Origin of the sequence: Microterricola viridarii (assembly GCF_001542775.1) — a bacterium.
Taxonomy (GTDB): Bacteria; Actinomycetota; Actinomycetes; order Actinomycetales; family Microbacteriaceae; genus Microterricola; species Microterricola viridarii_A.
This window is the reverse complement of the sequence record NZ_CP014145.1, coordinates 1,512,682-1,537,507: the sequence shown is the minus strand read 5'-3', so window position 1 is coordinate 1,537,507 and position 24,826 is coordinate 1,512,682. Positions and strand designations below refer to the sequence as shown.

Annotated in this window: 22 protein-coding genes and 2 pseudogenes; 17 read left to right on the top strand and 7 right to left on the bottom strand. The window is 69.3% G+C overall.

Features of this window, described 5'->3' with window-relative positions:
- The 9 genes and pseudogenes from AWU67_RS07090 to leuA all read left to right on the top strand — a co-directional run bounded on the left by AWU67_RS07090 (position 1) and on the right by leuA (position 12,255).
- A complete protein-coding gene (locus AWU67_RS07090) occupies positions 1–1,341 on the top strand; it encodes a hemolysin family protein (RefSeq protein WP_067227353.1) in 1,341 nt (446 codons plus the stop codon).
- Positions 1,338–2,261 carry a GTPase Era gene (gene era / locus AWU67_RS07085; protein ID WP_067227352.1) on the top strand — a complete coding sequence of 308 codons (924 nt, stop codon included), beginning with the start codon at positions 1,338–1,340 and terminating at the stop codon, positions 2,259–2,261. Before AWU67_RS07090 ends, era begins: the two co-directional genes overlap by 4 nt.
- 93 nt (positions 2,262–2,354) lie before the next feature.
- Positions 2,355–2,987: pseudogene (locus AWU67_RS17990) on the top strand (DUF7134 domain-containing protein); the annotation flags it as partial.
- Between the two features lie 496 nt (positions 2,988–3,483).
- Positions 3,484–4,136 (top strand): annotated as a pseudogene (locus AWU67_RS16920) (response regulator).
- A gap of 79 nt (positions 4,137–4,215) precedes the next feature.
- Positions 4,216–4,977, top strand: coding sequence for an ABC transporter ATP-binding protein (locus AWU67_RS07075; RefSeq protein ID WP_067227350.1), 762 nt, complete (start codon positions 4,216–4,218; stop codon positions 4,975–4,977).
- Positions 4,977–6,392, top strand: coding sequence for an ABC transporter permease (locus AWU67_RS07070; protein ID WP_067227349.1), 1,416 nt, complete (start codon positions 4,977–4,979; stop codon positions 6,390–6,392). Before AWU67_RS07075 ends, AWU67_RS07070 begins: the two co-directional genes overlap by 1 nt.
- Before the next feature lie 60 nt (positions 6,393–6,452).
- On the top strand, positions 6,453–7,799 hold the full coding sequence (locus AWU67_RS07065) for an alpha/beta hydrolase (RefSeq protein WP_067227348.1): 1,347 nt from the start codon (positions 6,453–6,455) through the stop codon (positions 7,797–7,799).
- Positions 7,792–10,302, top strand: a complete 2,511-nt coding sequence (locus AWU67_RS07060) for a bifunctional lysylphosphatidylglycerol flippase/synthetase MprF (RefSeq protein WP_067227347.1) — start codon at positions 7,792–7,794, stop codon at positions 10,300–10,302. The genes AWU67_RS07065 and AWU67_RS07060 overlap by 8 nt, the downstream gene beginning before the upstream one ends.
- 171 nt (positions 10,303–10,473) lie before the next feature.
- A complete protein-coding gene (leuA, locus tag AWU67_RS07055) occupies positions 10,474–12,255 on the top strand; it encodes a 2-isopropylmalate synthase (RefSeq protein WP_067227346.1) in 1,782 nt (593 codons plus the stop codon).
- A 133-nt stretch (positions 12,256–12,388) separates the two neighbouring features.
- Here the strand turns inward: leuA and AWU67_RS07050 are convergent, their stop codons facing one another.
- From AWU67_RS07050 to AWU67_RS07040, 3 genes are read right to left on the bottom strand one after another with little or no spacing between them, the layout of a single operon-like run.
- The gene (locus AWU67_RS07050; RefSeq protein ID WP_067227345.1) at positions 12,389–12,721 is read right to left on the bottom strand and encodes a hypothetical protein; all 333 of its coding nucleotides are present in this window, start codon (positions 12,719–12,721) and stop codon (positions 12,389–12,391) included.
- A 23-nt stretch (positions 12,722–12,744) separates the two neighbouring features.
- A complete protein-coding gene (locus AWU67_RS07045; protein WP_067227344.1) occupies positions 12,745–13,404 on the bottom strand; it encodes a trimeric intracellular cation channel family protein in 660 nt (219 codons plus the stop codon).
- Positions 13,401–14,180, bottom strand: coding sequence for an SDR family oxidoreductase (locus AWU67_RS07040; RefSeq protein ID WP_234407384.1), 780 nt, complete (start codon positions 14,178–14,180; stop codon positions 13,401–13,403). Before AWU67_RS07040 ends, AWU67_RS07045 begins: the two co-directional genes overlap by 4 nt.
- A 38-nt stretch (positions 14,181–14,218) precedes the next feature.
- Between AWU67_RS07040 and recO the strand changes: the two genes are divergently transcribed.
- The 3 genes from recO to AWU67_RS07025 are packed head-to-tail and all read left to right on the top strand — an operon-like array spanning position 14,219 to position 16,449.
- Positions 14,219–14,953, top strand: a complete 735-nt coding sequence (gene recO, locus AWU67_RS07035) for a DNA repair protein RecO (RefSeq protein WP_067227342.1) — start codon at positions 14,219–14,221, stop codon at positions 14,951–14,953.
- On the top strand, positions 14,950–15,753 hold the full coding sequence (locus tag AWU67_RS07030) for an isoprenyl transferase (protein WP_067227341.1): 804 nt from the start codon (positions 14,950–14,952) through the stop codon (positions 15,751–15,753). Before recO ends, AWU67_RS07030 begins: the two co-directional genes overlap by 4 nt.
- 39 nt (positions 15,754–15,792) lie before the next feature.
- Positions 15,793–16,449, top strand: a complete 657-nt coding sequence (locus AWU67_RS07025; RefSeq protein ID WP_067227340.1) for a DsbA family oxidoreductase — start codon at positions 15,793–15,795, stop codon at positions 16,447–16,449.
- Between the two features lie 78 nt (positions 16,450–16,527).
- Here AWU67_RS07025 and AWU67_RS07020 read toward each other — a convergent pair whose 3' ends face one another.
- A complete protein-coding gene (locus tag AWU67_RS07020) occupies positions 16,528–17,079 on the bottom strand; it encodes a HEAT repeat domain-containing protein (protein ID WP_067227339.1) in 552 nt (183 codons plus the stop codon).
- A gap of 72 nt (positions 17,080–17,151) precedes the next feature.
- Here AWU67_RS07020 and AWU67_RS07015 point away from each other — a divergent pair, with 72 nt between their 5' ends.
- Both AWU67_RS07015 and AWU67_RS17830 read left to right on the top strand, forming a co-directional pair.
- The gene (locus tag AWU67_RS07015; RefSeq protein WP_067227338.1) at positions 17,152–17,826 is read left to right on the top strand and encodes a DsbA family oxidoreductase; all 675 of its coding nucleotides are present in this window, start codon (positions 17,152–17,154) and stop codon (positions 17,824–17,826) included.
- Complete coding sequence (locus tag AWU67_RS17830; protein WP_257720961.1) at positions 17,823–17,957, top strand: hypothetical protein; 135 nt, start codon at positions 17,823–17,825, stop codon at positions 17,955–17,957. The genes AWU67_RS07015 and AWU67_RS17830 overlap by 4 nt, the downstream gene beginning before the upstream one ends.
- Positions 17,958–17,988: 31 nt before the next feature.
- Here the strand turns inward: AWU67_RS17830 and AWU67_RS07010 are convergent, their stop codons facing one another.
- A complete protein-coding gene (locus tag AWU67_RS07010) occupies positions 17,989–18,810 on the bottom strand; it encodes an alpha/beta fold hydrolase (RefSeq protein ID WP_067227337.1) in 822 nt (273 codons plus the stop codon).
- Positions 18,811–18,920: 110 nt separating this feature from the next.
- Here AWU67_RS07010 and AWU67_RS07005 point away from each other — a divergent pair, with 110 nt between their 5' ends.
- The gene (locus AWU67_RS07005) at positions 18,921–19,316 is read left to right on the top strand and encodes a VOC family protein (RefSeq protein WP_067227336.1); all 396 of its coding nucleotides are present in this window, start codon (positions 18,921–18,923) and stop codon (positions 19,314–19,316) included.
- Positions 19,317–19,974: 658 nt separating this feature from the next.
- On the opposite strand, the gene AWU67_RS07000 is transcribed toward AWU67_RS07005, so the two are convergent.
- The gene (locus tag AWU67_RS07000; RefSeq protein ID WP_067227335.1) at positions 19,975–20,466 is read right to left on the bottom strand and encodes an aminoacyl-tRNA deacylase; all 492 of its coding nucleotides are present in this window, start codon (positions 20,464–20,466) and stop codon (positions 19,975–19,977) included.
- A gap of 207 nt (positions 20,467–20,673) precedes the next feature.
- Between AWU67_RS07000 and dusB the strand changes: the two genes are divergently transcribed.
- Together dusB and AWU67_RS06990 are read left to right on the top strand one after the other, a co-directional pair.
- Complete coding sequence (gene dusB, locus AWU67_RS06995; protein ID WP_067227334.1) at positions 20,674–21,846, top strand: tRNA dihydrouridine synthase DusB; 1,173 nt, start codon at positions 20,674–20,676, stop codon at positions 21,844–21,846.
- Positions 21,836–23,113, top strand: a complete 1,278-nt coding sequence (locus AWU67_RS06990; RefSeq protein WP_067227333.1) for a deoxyguanosinetriphosphate triphosphohydrolase — start codon at positions 21,836–21,838, stop codon at positions 23,111–23,113. Before dusB ends, AWU67_RS06990 begins: the two co-directional genes overlap by 11 nt.
- A 5-nt stretch (positions 23,114–23,118) precedes the next feature.
- On the opposite strand, the gene AWU67_RS06985 is transcribed toward AWU67_RS06990, so the two are convergent.
- On the bottom strand, positions 23,119–24,768 hold the full coding sequence (locus AWU67_RS06985) for an amidohydrolase (RefSeq protein WP_067227332.1): 1,650 nt from the start codon (positions 24,766–24,768) through the stop codon (positions 23,119–23,121).
- Positions 24,769–24,826: the final 58 nt, after the last annotated feature.

Below are 24,826 nucleotides of genomic sequence, written 5' to 3'. Positions count from 1 at the left end.
ATGGCCATCCTCTTCATCGTCCTCGCCTTCGTACTGGTGGCCTTCGGCGGCCTGATGGCGGCCGTCGACGCCGCCATCACCGTGCTGTCGCGCGCCGACATCGAGGAGATGGCCGATGGGGCGCGGGCAAAGGTCTCGTTGCGGGCCATCGCCGCCGACCCCGGCGCGCACATCAACGCCATCAACTTCATGCGCATCATCGCCGAGACGACGGCGGCCGTGCTGGTCACGCTCGCCCTGGCATCCACCTTCGACGAGGTGTGGGTCGCCCTCGTGCTCTCGGCGCTGATCATGACCGCGGTGTCGTTCGTGCTGGTCGGCACCAGCCCACGCAGCGTCGGCCGCGCCCACCCCGTCGGCCTGCTGCGCCTGACCGCTCTGGTCGTGCACATTCTGCGGGTGGCGCTCGGCCCTGTCGCGAACGCACTCGTGGCCCTCGGCAACCGCGTCACCCCCGGGCGCCCGAAGCTCGGCACCTTCGCCACTGAGGAGCAGCTGCTCAGCATGGTCGACCAGGCCACAGAGCTCGACGTGCTCGAGGAGGACGACCGCGAGCTGATCCACTCCATCTTCGAATTCAGCGACACCGTCGTGCGCGAGGTGATGATCCCGCGCACCGACATGGTCACCATCTCCGGCAGCGCAGACCTCGGCACCGCCATGTCGCTGTTCCTCAGCTCCGGTGTCTCGCGGATGCCGGTGATGGCCGGCGAGGTCGACGACGTGCTCGGCGTGCTCTACCTGCGGGATGTCGCCAAGGAGAGCTTCCAGCGCGGGCCCGATTCCGGCACCATCGAGATGGCCGAACTTGCCCGCCCCGCGCTGTTCGTTCCCGAGTCCAAGAAGGCCGATGACCTGCTCCGCCAGATGCAGCTGGAATCCAACCACCTCGCCATGGTGGTCGACGAGTACGGCGGCATCGCCGGGCTGGTGACGCTGGAGGACCTGATCGAGGAACTCGTCGGCGACATCTCCGACGAGTACGACCGCGAGGTCGTCGAGGTCGAGCAGCTCGGTGGCGCCCGCTACCGGGTCGCCGCGCGGCTGCCGGTTGACGAGCTCGGCGAGCTGTTCGGACTGGAACTGGACGATGACGACGTCGACTCGGTCGGCGGCCTGCTCGCCAAGGCCCTCGGCCGCCTGCCCGTCACCGGATCCAGCGCCACCGTCAGCGGGCTCACCCTGACCGCAGAACGCACAGAGGGGCGCCGCAAGCGCATCAGCACGGTGCTCGTCGAACGCGACGAGGCCCTCACGAACGCGCAGAACGCCTTCCCGGCGGCGCACAATGCTTTTCCCGCTGCGCACACCGCTCAGCAGAATGAAGGAGTACAACCATGACCGACGCCACTCCCACAGAGGGCACGCCAGCCGGATACCGGGCGGGCTTCGTCTCGTTCGTCGGCCGCCCCAACGTCGGCAAGTCCACGCTGACCAACGCGCTCGTCGGCGAGAAGGTCGCCATCACCAGCTCGAAGCCGCAGACCACCCGCCGCGCCATCCGCGGCATCGTGCACCGCGACAACGGCCAGCTGATCCTCGTCGACACCCCCGGCATCCACCGCCCGCGCACGCTGCTCGGTGAGCGCTTGAACAGCCTCGTGCAGTCCACCCTCGGCGACGTCGACGTGATCGGCCTGTGCATCCCGGCCGACGAGCCGATCGGGCCCGGCGACAACTTCATCAACACCCAGCTGGACGAGTTCCCGCGCGCCAAGAAGGTGGCCATCGTCACCAAGCTCGACAAGGTCTCCAAGGACAAGGTCGGCGAGCAGCTGCTGGCCGTCTCGAAGCTGCGCGACTGGGCGGCGATCATCCCGATTTCTGCGATCGACGACATCCAGCTCGACGTGTTGAGCGAGGAGCTGCTCAAGCTGCTGCCCGTCTCCAGCGCGCCGCTCTACCCGGCAGAGGCCGTGACCGATGAGGGCCTCGAGGACCGCATCGCCGAGTTCATCCGCGAGGCAGCGCTCGAGGGCGTCAGCGACGAGCTGCCGCACTCCATCGCCATCACGATCGACGACATGATCGAGCGCGAAGACCAGGACCTGCTGGAGATCTACGCGAACCTCTTCGTCGAGCGCGACAGCCAGAAGGGCATCATCATCGGCAAGGGCGGCAGCCGATTGAAAGATGTCGGCGCCACCTCCCGCGCCCAGATCGAGAAGCTGCTGGGGCGCAAGGTGTTCCTCTCGCTGCGTGTCAAGGTGGCCAAGGACTGGCAGCGCGACCCCAAGCTGCTCGGCCGACTCGGCTTCTAAGGCGTGTTCCGCACCCTGACACTGCCGCAGCGCGTCGCCGATTTCATCGGCGCGGGCCTGTTCTTCGCGTTCTTCGCGCTGCTCGTCGTCGGCATGGCCGCGCCCGTATCGGGCTGGGCGGTTGCCGCCGACCTGGTGGTGTTGGGCCTGTACTCGGTGGCGTTGGCGCTGCGCCGGCTCTCGCCAACGCTCTCGCTCAGCCTCGCCTGGGCGGGAGCCGTGCTGCAGATGGTGGCGTTGCGCGATGTGCAGCCGGGCAACCTGGCGATCCTCATGGTGCTCTACGCGGTCGGCGCCTACGGCAGCCGGCTCGTCCGGCGGCTCGGCCTGGCATCCGCCATTCTGGGCGCCGTGCTCTCTGCGCTGTACCTGATGGCCTGGCTGCCGGTCAGCCGGGGCGGAACGGCGAGCGACCTCTGGTCCGGCATGTTCTTGTTCACGCTGTTCGCCTCCTTCGCGGTGCTCGCACTGCCCTGGATGCTCGGGATGCTGGCGAGTGCGCGCCGGCTCTCGCGCGAGAGCAAGCTGCAGCAGATCGAGGCCGAGCGTGAGGCGGAGCGCGCCGAGTACGCCGTGGTGGTCGAGCAGGAGCGCAACCGCATCGCCCGCGATATGCACGATGTCGTCGCGCACTCGCTGGCCGTCGTCATCGCCCAGGCGGACGGCGCGAGGTACGCGGCCCAGGGCAACCCGGAGCTGGCCGCCACCAGCCTCAGTACCATCGCGGCGACCGCGCGGGAGGCCCTCGCCGATGTGCGGCTGCTGCTGACCGAGCTGCGGCACTCGGAGGCCGAGGGCCCGCAGCCGACCATCCACGACCTGGAACGGCTGATCGAACAGTTGCGGGCGACCGGCCTGAAGATCGACGTCTCCTCAACAGGGGCCGTGCTGCCGATGAGCGCCAGCCACCAGATCGCCGTCTACCGCATCGTGCAGGAGGCACTCACAAACGCGCTCAGGCACGGCGACGCGACCCAGCCGGTCGGGCTGGCGCTGCAGTGGATCAACGGCGGCGTGCGCGTCACCATCACGAGCCGCGCGCGCAAGCAGGCGCCGGCTCCCGCCCCCGCATCGCTTGGCCACGGCATCCCGGGCATGCGCGAACGCGCCCTGCTCACCGGTGGCAATTTCACCGCCGGCGGCACCGGCGCGGGGCTCTTCGAGGTCATCGCCTGGATCCCCAGCGGGGCCGCCCTCAACCGTCCCTATTGGAAGGCACCCCATGACGCGCATCCGCGTTGCACTCGTCGACGACCAGGCGCTGTTCCGGGCCGGCATCCGCATGCTGGTCGAATCGCAGCCCGACCTCGAGTTCGTGGGGGAGGCCGGCGATGGTCTGGCAGGAGTCGAGTTGGCGGCGTCTGCGCGCCCCGACGTCATGCTGATGGACATCCGGATGCCGCAGCTGGACGGCATCGCCGCGACGGAGGCGATCGTGGCCGCCGGGCCGCCCAGCCCCGCGTGCTCGTGTTGACCACCTTCGACCTGGACGAGAGCGCGGCCCGCGCGATCCGGGCCGGCGCCAGCGGCTTCGTGCTGAAGGACGCAGACCCGGAGTTCCTGCTCGCTGCGATTCGCACCGTGCACGCCGGCAACGCCGTCATCGCCGCCTCGGCGACCCGCGAACTGCTGGAGCACTTCGCGGCCCGCGCCCCGCAGCGGGACGCCCCGGCGCGCTTCGGCACGCTCACCCCGCGCGAGGGAGAGATCTTCCTGCTCACCGCGAAGGGCCTGAGCAACACCGAGATCGCGGCACGCGAGTTCCTCAGCGAGGCGACCGTGAAGACGCATGTGTCGCGGATCCTCGGCAAGCTCGGCCTGCGCGACCGCGTGCAGCTGGTGGTTTTCGCGTTCGAGCATAATCTCGTCGACTGACCCACGGTCATCCCTGCGGCGGATGCCGATGGCCCCGTGGCCTGACGCGCCGCCGTCGCATGCTTCCTAACGTTGAAGCATGGGAATGAACACCACGGATATCGGGCTGATCGCCCGGGTCGCACACCTCAGCAAACGCTACGGAACAGGTTCGGGGGCGGTCGCCGCGCTCGACGATGTCTCCATCGGCATCAGGCACGGCGAGTTCACCGCCATCATGGGCCCGAGCGGCTCCGGCAAGTCCACGCTCATGCACGTCATGGCCGGGCTCGACACCGCCTCGGCCGGGCAGGTGTGGCTCGGCGACACCGAGATCACGGCCATGGGCGACAGCGCCCTCACTGTGCTGCGTCGGCGCCGGGTCGGCTTCGTGTTCCAGTCCTTCAACCTGGTGCCCACCCTCGACGTGCTCGGCAACATTCTGCTGCCGTTCGAGTTGGACGGCCGGCGGCCGAGCGCGAAGGAACGGGAGTGGGTCGACCACCTCGTCACCTCGCTCGGGCTGCTCAACCGACTGAGCCACCGGCCGCACCAGCTCTCCGGTGGGCAGCAGCAGCGCGTCGCCATCGCCCGCGCCCTCGCCACCCGGCCCGACCTGGTCTTCGCCGACGAGCCGACCGGTGCCCTGGACTCGCGCACCGGGCGCGAGGTGCTCGCGCTGCTGGCCACCGCCGCGCGGGACTACTCGCAGTCCATCGCGATGGTCACCCACGACCCGATCGCGGCCAGCTACGCCGACCGCATCCTCTTCCTCGCCGACGGCCGCGTCGTCGACGACCGCCCGCGCTCCTCCGCGGAAGAGATCTCCCGCATCATGTTGGGTATGGAGGCGGCACTCTGATGTCTGGCCCCTCCTCGGCCCACAAGTTCGGCGCCCACACACGCGACCACGCCTCGACCCTCGTGGTCGCGTCGTTGAGCAGCGCATTCGGCGTGGTGCTGCTGCAAGCGACCGGCATCATCGCGACGACCGTGCAATCAGACGTCGTCGGGCAGTCCGACTCCGTCCGGCTCGCCCTCTCCCTCGTCACCACGGTCTTCACCGTGATCGCCTTCTACGTCGGCGCAATCGTCACCGCCAACACGTTCTCAACGATCGTCGCCGGCCGGGTGCGCCAGATTGCGCTGCTTCGCCTGATCGGGGCCAAGGCCGGAACCGTGCGCAGGGCCGTCGCGACAGAGGGGCTGCTCGTCGGGGCTGCCGGCGCACTCGTCGGGCTGGCCGTCGGCATGCTCCTCAGCGTCGCCGCGGTCGCGGTCGGCATCCAGCAGGCCTGGCTGCCCGCCCTCGAGTACCATCTGCTCGACCCGGTCGTCGCGCTGCCCGTTGCGGTTGTCGCACTCGTCACCTGGGCGGCGGCCTGGGTGGGCTCGCGTCGCGTGGTCACCGTTTCGCCGATGGAGGCGACAGGGGCGGCGGTCGAGAGCAGCCAACAGCAGGGCAGGCGGCGCACCGTCCGCAACGTCTTCGCCGCGCTGCTCGTGCTGGTCGGTTTCGCGCTGCTCGCTCTCGGCGTGATCGTCGGGCTCTCCTTCGTCGGCGGACTGCTGATCGCCTTCACCGGCGGTCTGCTCTCCTTCACCGGCATCGTGCTCGGCGCCCACCTGGTGATGCCGCCGGTGCTCCGCATGGTCGGCCGGCTGTTCGGCTCCGGGGCGACGTCGCGGCTCGCCGCGGAGAACGCCGTGCGGTTCCCGGAGCGCAGCACTCGGGCCACCATCGGCCTCGTCATCGGGGTGACACTGGTGGTGATGTTCGCCGTCACGATGGAGAGCTACCGCTCGATGGTGCTCGACTCCTTTGCCGACAGCCCAGAGATGGCGGCCGTCATCGACCAATCGGTGACGCTGACCACCTCGATCTTCCTCGGCCTGGTCGGATTCAGCGCGGTGATCGCCGCGATCGGCCTGGTCAACAACCTCTCGCTCAGCGTGCTGCAGCGCACCCGCGAGCTCGGCCTGCTGCGCGCGCTCGGCTTCACCGGGCGGCAGGTGCGCGCGATGATCCTGGCCGAGAGCGCCCAGATGACGATCGCCGCTATCGGCCTCGGCCTCGTACTCGGCGTGTTCTACGGTTGGGCAGGTGCGCAGTCGCTGCTCGGCTCGATCAGCGGCGAACTGATGGCACCCGCACTGCCCTGGCCGCTGCTCGCCGCCACCGTGATGGCTGGCGCCGTGCTCACGGTTCTGGCCTCGCTCGCCCCCGCCCGCCGGGCGACGACCGTCTCGCCGATGCTCGCGCTCTCGGTGGACTAGCCCGACAAACTATCAGCCGGCGTTCAGCAAGGGTGCACCAGGCGGAGTGAGAATTGCACCGTGCTGAACACCCTGCTGAACGCCAGCGTCACCAGCGGATGGTTCGTCGTCGCCGTGTTCGCCATTGCGCTCGCCCTGCTCGGCCTGACCGTCGTGCGCCGGGGTGAACGCGGCTGGACCACCGCACGTTGGAGTGCGGCCGTGATGGTGGCGGCCACGATAGGAGGGGCGTTCGGCTGGCTGCTGTGCTGGCTTGTCAGCGAGGTGTGGGACGTCTTCGGGGTCGGCCTGAGCCTCGCCGTGCACTCCGCCGTGGCACTCGGCTTCGCGGCGATCGGGGTCGGTCTCCTGGCCATGACGCGGCGCGGGGCCTGGCACCGGCTCGGGGCGGTCGGGCTGGTATTGAGCGCATTGCTGGTGGCCGCCACACTGATCAACATCGACTTTGGCCGCTACGCCACTGTGCAGCAGGCGCTCGGCCTCAACAGCTACAGCAGCGCACTGTTGCCGTCCCGGGCGTCCTCGAACACCGAGCAGGACACCGAGGCGGCGCAGGCCCAACAGCTGGCCGACTGGCAGCCACCGGCCAACCTCCCGGCCACGGGAACGGTGCACCAGGTCACGATCCCCGCCACCACCTCACACTTCGCCGCCCGGCCGGCGCTGGTCTACCTGCCGCCCGCCGCCCTCGTGGCCAACCCGCCGAGGCTGCCGGTGATCATCGCCCTCTCTGGGCAGCCGGGCAGCCCGAGCGACGTCTTCGAGGGGGGCAAGCTGCAATCACAGCTGGACGCCGCCGCTGCCGCCGACCGTGGGCTGGCACCGATCGTCGTGGTGCCCGACCAGCTCGGCGACCCCGCCAACAACCCGATGTGCGTCGACTCCGCGCTCGGCAACTCCGCCAGCTACCTCTCCGTCGACGTGCCCAACTGGATCCGCTCCACGCTGAACGTCGCCCAGGGGCGTACCCACTGGGCGATCGCAGGGTTCTCCCAGGGCGCCACATGCGCTGTGCAACTCGGCACCGGGTTCAACCAACTCTTCGGCTCGTTCCTTGCGATCGCCCCCGAGCTCGGGCCGAACATCGGCGACCAGGCAACGACCGTCGCGAAGGGCTTCGCCGGCTCGGTCGCTGCCTTCGACGCCGCCCAGCCGCTCGCCATCATGAAACGCCAAACGCCCTTCGCCGATACCGTCGGCGTGTTCGCCATCGGCGCATCCGACCAACAGTTCCAGGCGTACACCACGACGTTGCGGGCCGGGGCAGATGCGGCCGGCATCGCCACCTCGTTGTTCACGTCGCCGGGCACCGGGCACGACTGGCACACCGGTGCCTACGGCTTCGCACAGGGACTCGCGGTGCTGCTGCCGCGCCTCGGGCTTTCGCCGGCGGCCAGCCATGGCTGACGCCGGTGCGCAGCTCGCAGCTACCAGCCCCCGGTCATTCCGGCACCTGCTGCGGCGCTACCCCCTCACCCTGGTGCTGCTCGCCGTGACCGTTCTGGCGCCCGCCGTGCTGCACTTCGGCTTCGGCGTGCGCGAACACGCCTTGCTGGCGACCTTGAGCGGCAGCGCGGAATCCGTGTTCCGCCACGGGCAGTGGTTCTCCCCGATCTCCGGAGTGTTCATGGGCGGCGGAATCCTGGCCGCCGTACTCGGCGCCGCGGGAATCCTCATCTTGGTGTCGTACTCCGAGAGGGTGATCGGCAGCGCCCGCACTCTGCTCGCCTACCTCAGCACCGGCGCCATCGCGATTGTGATCGGGCTCACGCTCGAGAGGCTGCTCTACACGAGCGGCGAGCGTTGGGGGCGGCATGTCTACGGCACCGCACTGCTCGAGGTGCTCGTGCCGGTCGTCGGCACAATCATGGTCGCCAGCGCCGCCTCCGGGCCGCTCTGGCGCCGTCGCATCCGGGTGATTGGCTTCGCCACGCTCCTGGCCCTCGTTCTGTTCTCAGGCCAGGCCGGCGACGTGCACCGGCTGATCGCCGCGGTCAGTGGGCTTCTGCTCGGCCCCTACATCGCGGGCCGCCGGCCGCAGACGCGCTTCGTGCGCAGCAGCGTGCACGAGATCCGCACCCTGGTCGGCGTGATCGTCATGATCGTCGCCGTCGGCCCCGTCATCACGATGCTCTCCCCGCACCGGCTCGGGCCGCTCTCCCCGCTCGGCGTGCTTTTCCTGCCGCAGAGCTCGCCGCCGCTCGCCGCCGACCGGCTGGACGGCCCGGGGCCGTTGCTGCTCAGCATCCTCCCGCTGCTGGTGCTCGTGTTGGCGGCGCGCGGCCTGCAGCACGGGCGCCGCGCCGCGCTGGTGATCGCGATCGGGATCAACCTGCTGATGGCGGGTCTCGCCGCCTTCTACTACGGGTTCCTGCCCAGCGCGGGCAACGACCAGCTCCTCGACCTCAGCAGCGCCGGGCACTGGGAGTTCCTCGTCACACTCGCCGTGTCGACCGTGGTTCCGGTGGCGGTCGCGGGGATGCTCTTCGTGTTCCGGGCGAACTTCGCCGTGCGCATTGAGCACGAGCGCGCCCTGCTCGCGCTGTGGGTTGTGCTCGGGGCAGGCCTGATCGGCAGCGGGATCTACTTCGCCGTCGGCCTGATCGACCCGGCAGGGTTCGCGCCGCCTGCCACGCCGGCGATGCTGGTCGACGATCTGGCGGAACGGTTCGTGCCCGTCGGGTTCCTGGCGGAGCGGAGCCTGGAGTTCGTGCCGGTGTCGGCGGCCGCACGCGCCGCGTACTTCTGGGTGGGCCCGCTGGTCTGGGCCGTGCTGGCGTGCACGACATTCTGGGTGCTGCGCTCTCCGCCCCGCGAGGCAGCCACCGGGTCGGCGCAACGCTACCGGCAGCTGCGGCATGCCGGCGGAGGGGGCAGCCTGGGCCATATGGGGTTGTGGCCGGGAATGCTGCACTGGACGGCGCGCGACGGCCAGGCAGCCATCGCCTACGTGCTCGTCGGCCGCTTCGCCCTGACCGTGACAGAGCCGGTCTGCTCAGCAGAGCAACGGATGTCGGCCATCCGCGAATTCGCGGAATACTGCGACGAGCGCGGTCGCACGCCGGTCTTCTACGCCGTGCATGGCGAGTACCTGCCCCTGTTCGCAGCCCTGGGCTGGTCGAGCGTGCGTGTGGGGGAGGAGGCGGTGCTCTCCCCGGCGAGCTGGTCGCTGGTGGGCAAGGCCTGGCAGGACGTGCGCTCCTCGATCCACCGGGCAGAGCGAGCCGGGATCGAGGCAGTGTGGACGCCGTGGAGCGAGCTCTCCCTCGCGCAGCGGGCACAGATCGCCGAGATCTCCGAGGAGTGGGTGGCCGATCGTGGCCTCCCGGAGATGGGCTTCACGCTGGGCGGCCTCGACGAGATGGCCGACGCGGAGACGCGCCTGCTGCTGGCTGTGCGGCCCGACGGGCGCGTCGAGGCTGTGACGAGTTGGATGCCGAGCTGGCGGCCGGCGGCATCCGCGGTCGATCTCTCTGCCGACCCCGTGATCGACGGCTGGACCCTGGATGTGATGCGGCGCAGGGACGGTTCCATGAACGGGGTCATGGAGTTCCTCATCGCCTCAATGGTCGAGCGGGCGGGGCGGCAGGGCGCTCGTTTCGTCAGCCTGTCCACCGCACCCTTCGCCGGGACGGGAGAATCGCAGGGCAGCGCGGCGGAGCGCGTGCGGCGGTTCGTGAGTGACGCACTCGAGCCTGTCTACGGCTTCAGCTCGCTGCTCCGGTTCAAGCGCAAGTTCCGCCCGCGCTTCGAGCCCGTGAGCATCGCCTTCCCGGATCCCGTCGAGCTGCCGGCCATCGCCTCGGCCATCGTGCGGGCCTACCTGCCGGGGGTGTCGCTGCGTGGTGGCATGCGCATGGCGTGGGACGCCCGCGAGCACAGAGGCGCTCAGCGCACACCCACTGCCTGATTTTTCGAGTGGGCGTCACGTGGCCCGCAGCCCGCGCGGGAGGTGCTAGCCTGAAAGCGTGTTCCACGGTCTGCTCCTCCTTAGCTGCCGCGACGAGTCCTAATCTGAGGCCTCCCTCGTCGCGGAGTTTGTCGTTGGCTGACCACCACTCGCGAGGAGATGAGAGACATCATGAAGAACAACCAGACTGCATCCGCAATGCCGGTGCACCGTTACCGTGCGTACAACGATCAGTTCGCCGTCGAACTGCCGGACCGCACCTGGCCCACCAAGCGCATCACCGAGGCGCCCCGCTGGTGCGCCGTCGACCTGCGCGACGGCAACCAGGCACTGATCGACCCGATGAGCCCCGAGCGCAAGCGCGTCATGTTCGACCTGCTGGTCGGCATGGGCTACAAGGAGATTGAGGTCGGCTTCCCGAGCGCGAGCCAGACCGACTTCGACTTCGTGCGCAGCCTGATCGAAGAGGACGCGATCCCCGACGACGTCACCATCCAGGTGCTGACGCAGGCTCGTGACCACCTGATCGAGCGCACCTACGAATCGCTCGTCGGCGCCAAGCAGGCCATCGTGCACCTCTATAACTCCACCAGCGTGCTGCAGCGCGACGTCGTGTTCCGCCAGGACAAGCAGGGCATCATCGACCTCGCCCTGCACGGTGCGCACAAGTGCCGCTCGATGGAGGCGACCGTTCCCGGCACCGACATCTACTACGAGTACTCGCCCGAGAGCTACACCGGCACCGAGCTCGAGTTCGCCCTCGACATCTGCAACCAGGTCATCGAGGTCTTCGAGCCGACGGCCGAGCGCAAGGTCATCATCAACCTGCCCGCCACCGTCGAGATGGCCAGCCCCAACGTCTACGCCGACTCGATCGAGTGGATGAGCCGCCGTCTGGCGCACCGCGAGAACGTGATCCTCAGCCTGCACCCGCACAACGACCGCGGCACCGCCGTCGCCGCGGCCGAACTCGGCTACCTGGCCGGCGCCGACCGCATCGAGGGCTGCCTGTTCGGCAACGGTGAGCGCACCGGAAACGTCGACCTGGTCGCCCTGGGCATCAACATGTTCACCCAGGGCGTCGACCCGCAGATCGACTTCTCCGACATCGACAAGGTCAAGCGCACCGCCGAGTACTGCAACCAGCTGCCTGTGCCCGAGCGCAGCCCCTGGGCTGGCGACCTCGTGTACACGGCGTTCAGCGGTTCGCACCAGGACGCCATCAAGAAGGGCTTCGAGCAGATGGCTGCGGATGCCGCAGAGCGCGGCGTCTCGGTCGATGACATCGAGTGGGCCGTGCCGTACCTGCCCGTAGACCCGAGGGACCTCGGCCGCAGCTACGAGGCCGTCATCCGTGTCAACTCGCAGTCCGGCAAGGGCGGCGTCGCCTACCTGCTGAAGAACGACCACTCGCTGGACCTGCCGCGCCGCCTGCAGATCGAGTTCTCCGGTGTCGTGCAGGCCACGACGGACGCAGAGGGCGGAGAGCTGACCAGCGAGCAGATCTGGACCATCTTCCGCGACGAGTACCTGCCGAGCGGCGACGAGGCTGCCGCCTCCGACGCCGAGCGCTGGGGCCGGTTCGAGCTGGTCTCCACCGTCACCACCCACAAGGGTGACTCGGTGCACCTCGAGGTCGAGGTGCGCGACGGCGAAGCCACCGACACCGCGCAGGGCGTCGGCAACGGCCCGATCGCGGCGTTCCTCTCGGTGCTGACCGACCGCGGCGTCAAGGTCGAGCTGTTCGACTTCTCGCAGCACACGCTCTCTGCCAGCGGTGACGCCCAGGCCGCGTCCTACGTCGAGCTCGAGGTGAACGGCCAGCGGCTGTGGGGCGTCGGCATCGACGCTGACACCTCGGTGGCCTCGCTGAAGGCCGTCGTGTCGGCCGTGAACCGGGCCGAGCGCGCCGCGGCATCCGCGCAGCAGTTCGCTGAGGCGGTCAGCGCCTAGCGCAACGGCACAGAGCCCTCGCGGCCCTTGAAAAGTCTCGCGGCCCCCAGTATGTCGGGGGCCGCGAGACTTTTCGCGTGCCGCGAGCGCGGCCCCATCAACGCGACTAGTAGCACTAGGCGCCCTCGCGGCGCTAGGCGATCGTGCAGTGCTTCGGCTCGAAGATCGCGGTCGCCCCGGTGCTGCTGAGGGTCGTGCCCAACTCGCAGAGGCCGGCGGCGTCGATCGTGATCTCGCCGAACGGGATGCCGTCGAAGGCGCGAGTGGTGCCGGAGCTCAGCGTCTCCTGCACCAGTACCGTGCCGTGGGCGTCACGCACCTCGACGTCGAGCGTTTGCGCGGCCCCGGTGGCGGAATCCGCCCGCACCTCGACGGTGACGGTGCCCGTCTCCGGTGCGCCGGAACAGCCGGTCAGGCCGAGGCCGAGCACGGCGATGGACAGCGTGGCGAGTAGCTGCTTTCGCATTATTTTCCCCCTGTTGTGATGGTTTAGGCGCGGCGCCAGCGCGGCCAGCTGGCGATGGCACGCTGCTCCGGCAAGCTCCAACCGAAGCGCACGGCGAGCAGGCGGATGACGGTCACCACGAGCACGCAGATGATGCCGGCGAGCGTGATCTGCACGCCGGAGGACGCCATGATCACAAGCAGCGTGCAGCCGACGCCGGCCGCGACGGCGTAGAGCGAGCCGACGTGCATGAGTGCGATCGGCAGGTTCAGCATCATGTCGCGCAGGATCGAGCCGCCGACGGCGCTCAGCACCCCGACGAAGGCCGCGGGCACCTCCGGCACGCCGTAGGCGAGGGCCTTGGTGACCCCGATCGCGGCGAACAGGCCGATGGTGACGGCATCCAGCCCGATGATCAGGGGGTTCAGCTTGTCGAACAGGCGCACCAGCGCCATGCCGATCAAGGCGAATGCGGTGGCCACCGGCAGGTACCAGTTGCTGGCCATGGCGGCCGGCAACTGGTTGATCAGCAGGTCACGCAGCAGACCGCCGCCGAGCCCGACGACGACACCGATGATCGCAATGCCGAGCAGGTCGATCCGACGGTCCTTCATGCGCGCGGAGAACATGGCACCCTGAATCGCTCCGACGGCGACCGCGGTCAGGTCGAGCCAGAGGGGGATGACGAAGGGCGTGACGCTCATGCTCCATGTATACCAAAGCGCGAGGCGAGGTATTCGCCGAAGCGCTGCCGGCCGAATGGCGGGCCGGGAACCAGGTTGTGTCCCGCCCGATATGCGCGCACCGTCGCGCCCGGCAGCGCGAGCGGCGCGACCGGCCGGCGGCCGCCCCTCGCGGCCCGGTACTGCAGGGCGAGCTCGCGCAGGCTGAGCACCTCTGGGCCGCCTATGTCGGCCGCGCGGCCGGTGCTCCCGGCATCCGCCAGCTCGATCAGGCGCCCGGCCACCTCTTCGACGGCGATGGGTTGCGCGGAGAAGTTCGGGGCGAACAGCACGGGAAGTGCCCTCTGGGTAGTGAACAGGCGCTCGATGAACGGGTGGAACTGGGTGGCCCGCAGGATCGCGAACGGCAGCCCGGAGCCCTCGATGGCGCGCTCGACGGCGAGCTTGCCGCGGTAGTAGGGGAGCGGGATGTCGTCGACGCCGACGATCGAGATGTATACCAGGCGGGGCGGCGTGCCGCTGGCGCGGGCGGCATCCAGCAGGCCCCGGCTGATATCGAGGTCGTCGCGATTGTTCGTGGCTAGGTGGAACACCGTGTCCACGCCGTCCAGGGCTGCGGCAAGACCGACGCCGGTGCGGAGGTCGGCCGTGGTCAGCCCGGCGCCCTGCCGTCTGCTCACCACGCGCGGCGCCTCACCGCGCTCCCGCAGTGCGGCCACCACCGCGCGTCCCAGTGTGCCCGTGCCGCCGGTGACCAACACGGTGCCGGGGGGTCTCATTGCGCTCGACTCGCTCACGCAGCGACTCTAGCGGCGAAAGCAGGGGATAATTGACTGTGCCCGTTTATCGTGATGAAGCCGTCGTGCTGCGCACCCACAAGTTGGGTGAAGCCGACCGTATCGTCACGCTGCTGACCCGGCAGCACGGCAAGGTGCGGGCCGTCGCCAAGGGTGTGCGGCGCACCGCCTCGAAGTTCGGCTCCCGGTTGGAGCCCTTCATGGTCGCCGACTTGCAGCTGTACGAGGGCCGAACCCTCGACGTGATCACCCAGGCGGAGACGCTGGGTGCCTACGGCGCGCTGATCGCCGAGGATTACCCGAGCTACACGGCGGCGACCGCGATGGTCGAGACGGCCGACAGGCTGACCGAGTCGGAGGGCTCGCTGCAGCAGTACCTGCTGTTGGTGGGCGCCCTGCGCTCGCTCTCCCGCCGTGAGCACAACGCCAGCCTCACGCTGGACTCCTACCTGCTGCGTGCCCTCTCGATGGCCGGCTGGGCACCGAGCTTCCACGACTGCGCCCGCTGCGGCCTGGTCGGCCCGCATGACCACATGATCGTCCAAGTCGGCGGTGTCGTCTGCGCCGACTGCGCCCCGCCCGGCTCGCCCCGCCTCGACACAGAGACCATCGGCCTGCTTGGCGCGCTGCTGGAGGGAAACTGGGCGGTCGCCGATGCCGCACCGGAGAACACGGCAGCCAGGGCCAGCGGCGTCGTCTCCGCCTACACACAGTGGCACCTTGAGCGCGGGCTGCGCTCGCTCTCCCACGTCTCGCGAGAAAGCAGCGTATGACCCCGAAACCCTTCACCCACAAGGATGCCGTGCCGTTCCGCCCGCTGGATTGGACCGGCGTCTACCCGCCGGCCATCCCGGCCAAGGCGGTTCCGGAACACGTCGCCATCGTGATGGACGGCAACGGCCGCTGGGCGAACGCCCGCGGGCTGACCCGGGTCGAGGGGCACAAGGCGGGGGAGGCGGCGCTGCTCGACGTCGTCGCCGGCGCCATCCAGATCGGCGTCAAACACCTGAGTGTGTACGCCTTCTCAACCGAGAACTGGAAGCGCTCGCCCGACGAGGTGCGCTTCCTGATGGGCTTCAACCGCGACGTGCTGCACCGCCGCCGCGACCAGCTGAACGAGTGGGGTGTGCGGATCCGCTGGGCGGGCCGGAAGCCGAAGCTCTGGGCATCCGTCATCAATGAGCTGCAGTTCGCCGAGAAGCTCACCGCGGGCAACTCGACCATGACGCTCACCATGTGTGTGAACTACGGCGGGCGCAACGAGATCACGGATGCCGTGCGCTCGATCGCAGACGATGTCGCGGCGGGCCGACTGAAGCCATCGGCCGTCACCGAGAAGGCGATCGCGAAGCGCCTCTACAACCCGGAGATGCCCGACGTCGACCTCTTCGTGCGCAGCTCGGGCGAGCAGCGCACCTCCAACTTCCTGCTCTGGCAGTCCGCCTACGCCGAGATGGTCTTCCTCGACACGCTCTGGCCGGACTTCACCCGCGAGGAACTGTGGCGTGCCGTCGAACTGTACGCCGCCCGCAACCGGCGCTTCGGCGGGGCTGTCGACGCTCCAAGCGCATAGGCGGGGAATACGTTCCCCGTGTCGGCTGTTTCGGCACGAGTGAGTGAAACCATCAAAGTAGATATCTGGTCCGACGTTCAGTGCCCGTGGTGCTACATCGGCAAGCGCAAGTTCGAGGCTGGTGTCGCCCAGTTCGGCGGCGACGTCGAGATCGAATACCACAGCTTCGAGCTGGCTCCCGATACCCCGGTTGACTTCGACGGCAGCCCGGCCGAGTACCTGAGCCAGCGCAAGGGCATGCCGCTGCCCCAGGTCGAACAGATGCTGCAGAACGTGACGAACATCGCCGCCCAGGTCGGCCTGGAGTACGACTACGACGCCGTGCACCAGACCAACACCGTCAAGGCGCACGAGCTGCTGCACTACGCCAAGTCGAAGGGGCGCCAGCTCGAGATGAAGGAGGCGCTGCTCAAGGCGTACTTCGTCGATGGCGGCCACGTCGGGCGCATCGAGGATCTGGCCGACCTGGCCGCCGAGCTCGGCTTCGACCGCGCCGACGTGGTGCGGTCGCTCGAGCAGAACGAGTTCCTGGCCGATGTGAAGGCCGATGTCGCACAGGCGCGCGCCTTCGGCATCCAGGGTGTGCCGTTCTTCGTGATCGACGGCAAGTACGGCATCTCCGGCGCCCAGGACCCGGCGTCGTTCGCGCAGGCCCTGACCCAGGTGAGCGAGGAACGGGCCGCCGGCGTCAGCTGAGATCCCCCTTCAACGCACTGAGGTTAAACGCACTGAGGCCGGCATCCAATGGATGCCGGCCTCAGTGCATGGGTCTGACTATTCTGCTTCGGCCAGCCGGGCGTTGAGTGCGTCGCGGGCCTGCTGGGCTGCAACGCGCACGGCCTTCTCCGAGTCGCGCAGGCGCTGCTCGATGGTCGGCAGGTTCTCTGCGGTGCCCTGCGCGCCGAGGGCGTGCAGCGCGGCGGCGCGCACGCGCGGGTTCTCATCGGTGGTCAATCGCACCAGCTTGTCGGCGACCTGGAGGCCGCGCAGCTGCACCACGCGGGCGCACATCTCGCGGATGCGCCAAGCCTGGTTGCCGAGTCCGACGACGACGTACGGGGCTGCCGCGTCGTCCCAGACGTGCAGCAGGGCGCGGGCGCCCCAGAGCTCCGGCCAGTACAGGGCGGGGGCGCCGTCGAGGATGCCGAGCGCGTGGCGTCCGCCGGCGTAGAGCAGGAAGTCCTTGCCGGCGTTCTTGCCGCGCAGCAGGGCGATGGCGTTCTGGGCGACGACGTCGGCACCGTAGTGCTCGACGGCGGAGTTCAGACGCTCGCCGGTCGGCAGATCGAGGGGGATGTCGGGGTGCGGATTGAGTTTGTTTGCCATGGCGGTTCAACTGTAGTCGGGCTTGCTGGGCGTTCGGGAATATGCGGCGCCGGGCATACGTTGGCCTGCACTATGAGTGAACCCATCAAGATCGACGTCTGGTCAGACATCGCCTGTCCCTGGTGCTTCATCGGCAAGCGCAAGTTCGAGGGCGGAGTGGCCGCATTCCAGAAGGATGCCGACGCGCCTGAGGTGATCGTCGAGTACCACAGCTACGAACTCGCCCCCGACACCCCGGTGGACTTCGAGGGCAGCGAGATCGACTTCCTCGCCACCCACAAGGGCATGCCTGCTGAGCAGCTGCGCGGCATGCTCGAGCAGGTCACCGGCGTGGCTGCGACCGTCGGCCTCGAGTACAACTTCGACATCCTGAAGCACACCAACACCGTCAAGGCACACCAGCTGCTGCACTACGCCAAGGCACAGGGCATCCAGCTGCAGGCCGCCGAGCGACTGTTCAGCGCCTACTTCACCGAGGGCCGCCACCTCGGCCGCGCCGAGGACCTCGCCGACCTCGGCGCAGAGCTCGGCCTGGACCGAGCCGACGTGCTCCGTGCGCTGAACGAGGACGAGTACCTCGCCGCCGTGCGGGCCGATCAGGCGCAGGCCCAGCAGTTCGGCATCAACGGCGTGCCGTTCTTCGTTATCGATGGCAAGTACGGCGTTTCCGGTGCGCAGGACCCTGATACGTTTGCACAAGTTCTGCAGCAGGTGCGGAGCGAACGAGCCGAGGAGATCTCCGCATGAGCGAAACCACCATCACCACTCCGGTCAACCCGGCCGTCGAGGCTGTCACGCTCAAGCCGCTCATCCAGCTGACCAACGCCTCGGCCCCGGCCGAGGGTGCAAGCTGCTGCGGCGGAGGCTGCTGCGCCTAAGCATCGACCATCCATCACGGGGCATCGCCATTCAGGCGGTGCCCCGTTTTGCGTCTGTTGTGCCTGCGCTTGCGACCGTGACGAACGCGGCGAGCTCTGCCGCCATGGGCGCGGCCTCCCACTCGTGTTGGGCGCCCGGCATCCGTTTCTGCACGGCACCGGGGATTGCCGCGACGATGGCGTCGGCGGCGCTGAGCATGATTGGCAGGGTCTCCATGCCCACCATGACCTGCACGGGCACGCGGATGCCGGCGAACAGCTCGGCGTGCGGCCCGGACTCGGCCCAGGCCAGCGACTCGCCATCCGGGCGGAGGCTGCCGGCGTTGGCGACCATCGCCGCGAAGGTGGGGGACTGTCGCCACCCCGCGAGGTACTCCGGCGGGATGTCCTTCATGTAGTGCACGAGCGCGCCGTCGAGGTCGCCGGCCTCCAGCAGGCGGTCGACTTCCGCCGCCCATTCGCGGGCGCCGCCGTCCTGCGGACCGAGTGGTGCCTCCCACAGGGCAAGACCGGTGACCGGCAGGCCGCGGGCTGCGGCGGCCAGCGCGATCGAGCAGCCGGAGGAGTGGCCGCACAGCACGGCGCTGCCGCCGGCAACCTCGAGCAGCGCCGCCACGGCCGCGAGCTCTCTGTCGAGGTCGATGCGCCCTTCCACCGCGCTCTCGCCTCGACCGAGCCGGTCATAAACGATGGTCGTGATGCCCTGCGCGGCGGCAAGCTCCGCCGTCTCGGTGGTGACCGGATCCATCGCCCGGAACGGCCCGGCGCCGCTGATGAAGATGAGCGCGGGGCCTGTGCCGCGCCGGTCGTAGGCCACTCGATCGCCGCGGGCGGAGACGGTGAATTCGGTCATGGCGATGCACCTCGCGAAATCAAATTGAACAGCGCAGTTCTGACGAGAGTGAGACTAGGTTTCCGCAGGCCGCCCGTCAACGCAGGAGTGCCGTGGGTTAATGTGGATCCATGACTGTTCGCCTTGATCTCATTGGTTTCGTCGTCGCCGACATGGCCGCCTCGCTGGACTTTTATCGCAAGCTCGGGCTTGAGATCCCGGCAGGAGCTGAGAGCGAGGATCACGTCGAGCTGACGCTGCCCGGCGGCCTGCGTCTCGGCTGGGACACCATCGACGTCGTCAAGAGTTTCGACCCCGACTGGGTGGCGCCCGTCGGCGGCCACCGCATGGTTCCGGCGTTCCTCTGCGACTCGCCTGCCGAGCTGGATGCCCTGTTCAGCGAGCTCGTCGGTGACGGTGCCGTGGCGCACAAGGAACCCTGGGATGCGTTCTGGGGCCAGCGCTACGCGATCCTTCTGGACCCGGACGGCAACAGCGTCGAACTCTTCGCGCCGCTGCCCGAGTAGCGCGCCGCACGATACGCCTCCCCGTCCCGTGGCCTGAGGGGGCGTAGCGTCGCGCTTCTCTCTCGTTGGCCTGAGGGAGCTTGTGACCGAAGCCCTGAGCGGATCCGCGGAAGCCGCAGGCTCGCGCGCTGGCCGGGTCTCGATACGGCGCTGGCGCGCCTACTCGACCAACGAGTTGGGGAAGGCTAGTGACTGGTTGGCTCCGGGGCTTCGCTCGTTCCTCGCTCAGCCGACGTGGAGAGGTAGGGGCCGTCGCCCTCTCCCGTTGGCTAGAGGGAGCTTGCGACCGAAGCCCTGAGCGGATCCGCGTCACACGCTGACCGGGTCTCGATACGGCGCTGGCGCGCCTACTCGACCAACGGGTTGGCTCCGGGGCATCGCTCGTTCCTCGCTCAGCCGACGTGGAGAGGGGGAAGGGACGAGGCGCACTGCCCTCGCCGTTGGCTTGAGAGAGCTTGCGACCGAAGCCCTGAGCGGATCCGCGGAAGCCGCAGCCTGCGGCATCCGCTGCCCGCGCTGGCGCGCCTACTCGACCCCAGGAGAACGCGCGCTGTCGGGAGGCGTTCGGGGGATTGGGAGGCCGAAAAGGGGCCGAGCTGGCCTCCCGATGCGACGTTGGCCTCCCGAACGCGCTATGTGTTTGCGCGCCCGGGAAGCGCTACTCGGGCTCGCTGATGTCGGCCACGACCGCGCCGAAGGCCGCGATCAGCGCGTCGGCGTCGACGAATGCGCTGAAGCCGTGCGCTCCCGCGCCCATCGCGACGCGCTGGCCGACGATGCCGGAATCCGCGTACACCGGCCACTCGGTGCTGGAGCCGAGCGGCGTAATGGTGCCGCGTTCGTACCCCGTTGCGGCCAGCGCCTGCGCGGCGTCCGGCAGCTGCAGCTTGTTCACGCCGACCAAGGCGCGCAGCTTCGGCCAAGAGATCTTGCGGCCGCCGGGCACCAGTGCGAAAAGGAAGGAACCGTCGGCGCGCTTCACCACGAGCGTCTTGACGATGCCGGACGGCTCGATGCCGAGAAGTTCGGCCGCCTCGACCAGACTGCCGGCGGCCGGGCGCGTGATGATCTCGACGTCGAGGCTGCGCGCCGCGGCATCCGCCCGCACCCGGTCGGTTCCGACAAGTTCAGCGAAGGATGGCGTGCTCATCGCTCCACTGTATAGCGGAGGTGTGTGACGCCGCCCCGTCCTCGCTCAGCATCTGCTGCAGCCGCACGAGCTGCCCCTCCGGCAGCCGGGCGCGCGGGCCCGCTGGCATCGCCGTCGAGCGAGATCCGATGCAGGGGGATGACCCGCGCTGCGCCGCTCTGTGCCACGCGAGTCAATCTTGCCGAATATCTGGGAGAATTGAACGACATGTCTGCCTCCACTTCCCCCAACTCTGCGCTCAAGCCCGCACCGCGCCTCTCGATCGGACCGCTCGACCTCGACGTTCCCGTCGTGCTGGCGCCGATGGCCGGCATCACCAACACGGCCTTCCGCCGCCTCTGCCGCGAGTATGGCGCCGGCCTGTACGTGAGCGAGATGATCACCTCGCGTGCCCTCGTGGAGCGCACCCCCGAGTCGATGCGCCTGATCACGCACCACGAGAGCGAGACCACCCGCTCCATCCAGCTCTACGGCGTCGACCCGAAGACCGTGTCAGAGGCAGTGACCATGCTGGTGGCAGAGGACAGGGCCGATCACATCGACTTGAACTTCGGATGCCCGGTGCCGAAGGTCACCCGCAAGGGTGGCGGCGCGGCGCTTCCGTGGAAGCTCGAACTGTTCCGACAGATCGTGGAGGGCGCGGTGAAGGCAGCAGGCGACATCCCGTTGACGGTCAAGATGCGCAAGGGCATCGACCCCGACCACCTCACCTACCTCGAGGCGGCCAAGGCCGCTGAAGGCGCCGGCGTGGCCTCCATCGCGCTGCACGGCCGCACGGCGAGCGAGTTCTACTCCGGCCAGGCCGACTGGACCGCGATCGAGAAGCTGAAGAGCACGATCACGGGCACCCCCATCCTCGGCAACGGCGACATCTGGTCGGCCGCCGACGCCCTGCGCATGATGGACGAGACCGGCTGCGACGGCGTCGTCGTCGGCCGCGGCTGCCTCGGCCGCCCCTGGCTGTTCGGCGACCTCGCCGCCGCCTTCCGCGGTGAGAGCACCCGGCACGAGCCAACACTCGGCCAGGTGGCCGAGGCGTTCCGTCGCCACGCCGAGCTTCTCGTCGAGTTTTTCGAAGACGAGGACCGCGGATGCCGCGACATCCGCAAGCACGTCGCCTGGTACTTCAAGGGCTACCCGGTCGGCGGCGAGCTGCGCGCCAAGATGGCGACCGTGCAGTCGCTGCAGTCACTGGACGACCTGCTCGGCACGCTGGACTGGGACCTGCCGTACCCCGGCGAGGCCGTCGAGGGCCCCCGCGGCCGCGCCGGCACCCCGAAGAAGCCCGCGCTGCCCGAGAACTGGCTGGCGTCGCGCGACCTCGACGGCGTCGAGCGCAACAATCTGACCGAGGGCGAGGGTGACACCAGTGGCGGTTGAGCACCCCTTCGGCAACAGCCTGTTCGGCGGCTATGACGACTTCGACGCCGAGCGTTGGCTGCCCGAGGAGCACTCCTCGCGCCGCAGCGACTTCGCCCGTGACCGCGCCCGGCTGCTTCACTCCAGCGCCCTGCGACGGCTGGCCGCCAAGACGCAGGTGCTCAGCCCGGCCGCCGGCCTCGACTTCGCCCGCAACCGACTGACGCACTCGCTCGAGGTCGCGCAGGTCGGCCGCGAGTTGGCCACCAGCCTGGGCTTGGACCCGGATGTCGTCGACACCGCCTGCCTCGCCCACGACCTCGGCCACCCGCCGTTCGGCCACAACGGCGAAAAGGCCCTCAACGTGTGGGCCGACGACGTCGGCGGCTTCGAGGGCAATGCCCAGACACTGCGCCTGCTCACTCGGTTGGAGCCGAAGGTGTTCGGTCCGGACGGCCAGAGCTACGGCCTCAACCTCACCCGCGCCAGCCTCGACGCCAGCTGCAAGTACCCGTGGCCAGACACCAGCTCCGTCGCCGACCCGAGTGGCCGCGCGAAGTTCGGCTTTTACAAGGACGACATCGCCGTCTTCAACTGGATGCGCGCAGGCGCGCCGGAACGCCGTCTCTCGATCGAGGCCCAGGTGATGGACCTCTCCGACGACATCGGCTACTCGGTGCACGACTTCGAGGACGCCATCGTCAACGGCTACATCGACGTCGCCGCCCTCGGCGACCGGGTCGACCACGACGCCCTCGTCACATCGATGTACGAGTGGATCGGCGGCGCACACACCCACGACGAGCTCATCGCCGCCTTCGACCGGCTCGACTCCCTCGACGGCTGGCCGAGCACCTGGGACGGCAGCCGGCGCGACCAGGGGCGCCTGAAGAACCTGACCAGCCAGCTGATCGGCCGGTTCGCGCAGGCGGCGACCGAGGCGACCCGCTCCGCGTTCCCGCTGGCCAGCTTGATCCGCTTTGACGCCGACGTCATCGTGCCGCGGGAGATCCAGGCCGAGATCGCCGTGCTCAAGGGCATCGTCGCCGCCTTCGTGATGTCGCACAACGCCCGCCAGCCGATCTACGCCGAGCAGCGCGAGGTGCTGACCGAGCTGGCGACCGTGCTGCATGAGAGTGGCGAGGAGCACCTCGACCCCGGCTTCGCCGAGGATTGGCGCGCGGCATCCGACGACGCCGCCCGCAAGCGGGTCGTCGTCGACCAGGTCGCCAGCCTCACCGACCAGTCGGCACTGGCCTGGCACGAGCGGCTGGTGCGGTCGGCCTAGCCGACCTACTTCGCCGTGTAGACGCTGACCCCGCCGAGCACGGTTTCCAGAACCGGGATGTCGGCGATCGAGCCGGCGCTCAGGTCGGCGGCCAGCGGTGAGCGGGCCAGCACGACCAGGTCGGCGAGCTTGCCCGGCGTGATCGAGCCGACCTCGTGGTCGGAGAACAGCTGGTAGGCGCTGTCGATGGTCTCGGCCCGCAGCGCCTGCTCGACGCCGATGCGCTGTTCCGGCGCGAGGACGCGGCCCGAACGGCTGCGCCTGGTCGCCGCGATCTCGATGTTGCGCAGCGGCTCCGGGGGTGTCACCTGCCCGTCATTGTGGAACGAGATGCGCATCCCGGATGCCGTGGCCGAGCCGGCCGCGGCCCACACGGCGCCGTGCTCCGGTCCGAACAGGTCGTCGACGAGCACGTCGCCCCAGTAGTACAGGTGGTCGACGAAGAGGCTGGCGGTGATGCCGAGGGCGGCCGCCCGCTCGAACTGGGCGGCCGTCATCGAGCCGACGTGCTCCAGGCGTAGCCGGTGATCAGGCCGAGGGTGTTTCTGCAGCAGCGCCTCCCACTGGTCGAGCACCATGTCGACGGCGTCGTCGCCGTGCACATGGCAGGCCAGCTGCCAGCCCGCCGCGAAGTACGCCTCGGAGATCTCGGCCACCTGCTCCGGCGTGTAGTTGGCGTGGCCGCGGTGGCCGGGCTCGAGCCCGAGCGCGCGGGTCGCCGCCGTGTCGAGGTAGGGGAAGCTTGTGGCGATGTTGCCCACCCAGGGCGAGCCGTCGGCCCACAGTTTGATGCCGACCCGGCGCACCAGCTCGTCGCCGTCGCCGGGATGGGCCGCGCTCCGCCGGGTGGCGTCGGACATCTCGTAGAGCCGCAGCCGCGCGGTCACAGCGCCCTGCGCGCGCGCCGCCTCGATGGCGGGGCCGCTGGACGCGGCGTAGCCGAGCTCGCCGGTCGTGGTGATTCCTGCGGCGTTCAGCCGTCGGAACTCGGCCCGCAGCGTCTCCACGAACTCGGCCGGCGGCGTCGCCAGCGCCGGCCCGAAGATCATGCTGACGGCGCCGGTCTCCGCGGCCGTGCCGTCGAGTTCGCCAGCGGCATCGTGGCCGAAGGAGGCGCCGACTGGGTCGGGGGTGTCCCGCGTGACGCTGGCGGCGCGGGCGGCCGCGGTGTTGAAGTAAGCGGTGTGCCCGGAGTTGTGCAGGATGGCGAGGGGGCGTTCGGGTGAGAGCTCGTTCAGCCAGCCCAGCGTCGGCTCCGGCAGCCCGGTCTGCAGCAGCGAGTCCCAGCCGTTGGCGTAGACGCCGGCCGGGTTCGCCTCGGCGATCGCGCTTTGCAGGCGCTCCAGCACGCCGGCCGCATCCGGCACGACGACGGGGCGGATGTCGACGACGCCCGGCCCGAGCACCACCGCCTCGGAGAGCGGGTGGCCGTGCGCCTCGACGAAGCCGGGCAGCAGCACCGCCTCGCCCAGCTCGGTCACGACCGTCTCCGGCCCGACCAGCGCCTCCACCTCGGCCCGGGCGCCGACGGCGACGATGCGCCCGGCCTGGATGGCGACGGCCTCGGCATCCGGCACCTCGTCATCCATGGTGAGCACGGTTCCGAAGAACACGCGGTCGGCGAAGGGGGCGGAGAAGTCGGCGGCGACAGTCATGCGGTCAGTCTAGGGATGCTTGCGCCGGTGCGCGCCAGGAACTACCTTGGTACAAACT

Bases quoted from the DNA above. Each gene is read 5' to 3' on its own strand.
- AWU67_RS07090 (WP_067227353.1), top strand. From the start codon at position 1: ATGGCCATCCTCTTCATCGTCCTCGCCTTCGTACTGGTGGCCTTCGGC.
- AWU67_RS07015 (WP_067227338.1), top strand. From the start codon at position 17,152: ATGAGTGAACCCATCAAGATCGACGTCTGGTCAGACATCGCCTGTCCC.
- dusB (WP_067227334.1), top strand. From the start codon at position 20,674: ATGTCTGCCTCCACTTCCCCCAACTCTGCGCTCAAGCCCGCACCGCGC.
- AWU67_RS07000 (WP_067227335.1), bottom strand. From the start codon at position 20,466: ATGAGCACGCCATCCTTCGCTGAACTTGTCGGAACCGACCGGGTGCGG.
- AWU67_RS07005 (WP_067227336.1), top strand. From the start codon at position 18,921: ATGACTGTTCGCCTTGATCTCATTGGTTTCGTCGTCGCCGACATGGCC.
- AWU67_RS07045 (WP_067227344.1), bottom strand. From the start codon at position 13,404: ATGAGCGTCACGCCCTTCGTCATCCCCCTCTGGCTCGACCTGACCGCG.
- AWU67_RS07060 (WP_067227347.1), top strand. From the start codon at position 7,792: ATGGCTGACGCCGGTGCGCAGCTCGCAGCTACCAGCCCCCGGTCATTC.
- AWU67_RS07020 (WP_067227339.1), bottom strand. From the start codon at position 17,079: ATGGCAAACAAACTCAATCCGCACCCCGACATCCCCCTCGATCTGCCG.
- era (WP_067227352.1), top strand. From the start codon at position 1,338: ATGACCGACGCCACTCCCACAGAGGGCACGCCAGCCGGATACCGGGCG.
- AWU67_RS07010 (WP_067227337.1), bottom strand. From the start codon at position 18,810: ATGACCGAATTCACCGTCTCCGCCCGCGGCGATCGAGTGGCCTACGAC.
- AWU67_RS07075 (WP_067227350.1), top strand. From the start codon at position 4,216: ATGGGAATGAACACCACGGATATCGGGCTGATCGCCCGGGTCGCACAC.
- leuA (WP_067227346.1), top strand. From the start codon at position 10,474: ATGAAGAACAACCAGACTGCATCCGCAATGCCGGTGCACCGTTACCGT.
- AWU67_RS06985 (WP_067227332.1), bottom strand. From the start codon at position 24,768: ATGACTGTCGCCGCCGACTTCTCCGCCCCCTTCGCCGACCGCGTGTTC.
- AWU67_RS17830 (WP_257720961.1), top strand. From the start codon at position 17,823: ATGAGCGAAACCACCATCACCACTCCGGTCAACCCGGCCGTCGAGGCT.
- AWU67_RS07050 (WP_067227345.1), bottom strand. From the start codon at position 12,721: ATGCGAAAGCAGCTACTCGCCACGCTGTCCATCGCCGTGCTCGGCCTC.
- AWU67_RS07030 (WP_067227341.1), top strand. From the start codon at position 14,950: ATGACCCCGAAACCCTTCACCCACAAGGATGCCGTGCCGTTCCGCCCG.
- AWU67_RS07070 (WP_067227349.1), top strand. From the start codon at position 4,977: ATGTCTGGCCCCTCCTCGGCCCACAAGTTCGGCGCCCACACACGCGAC.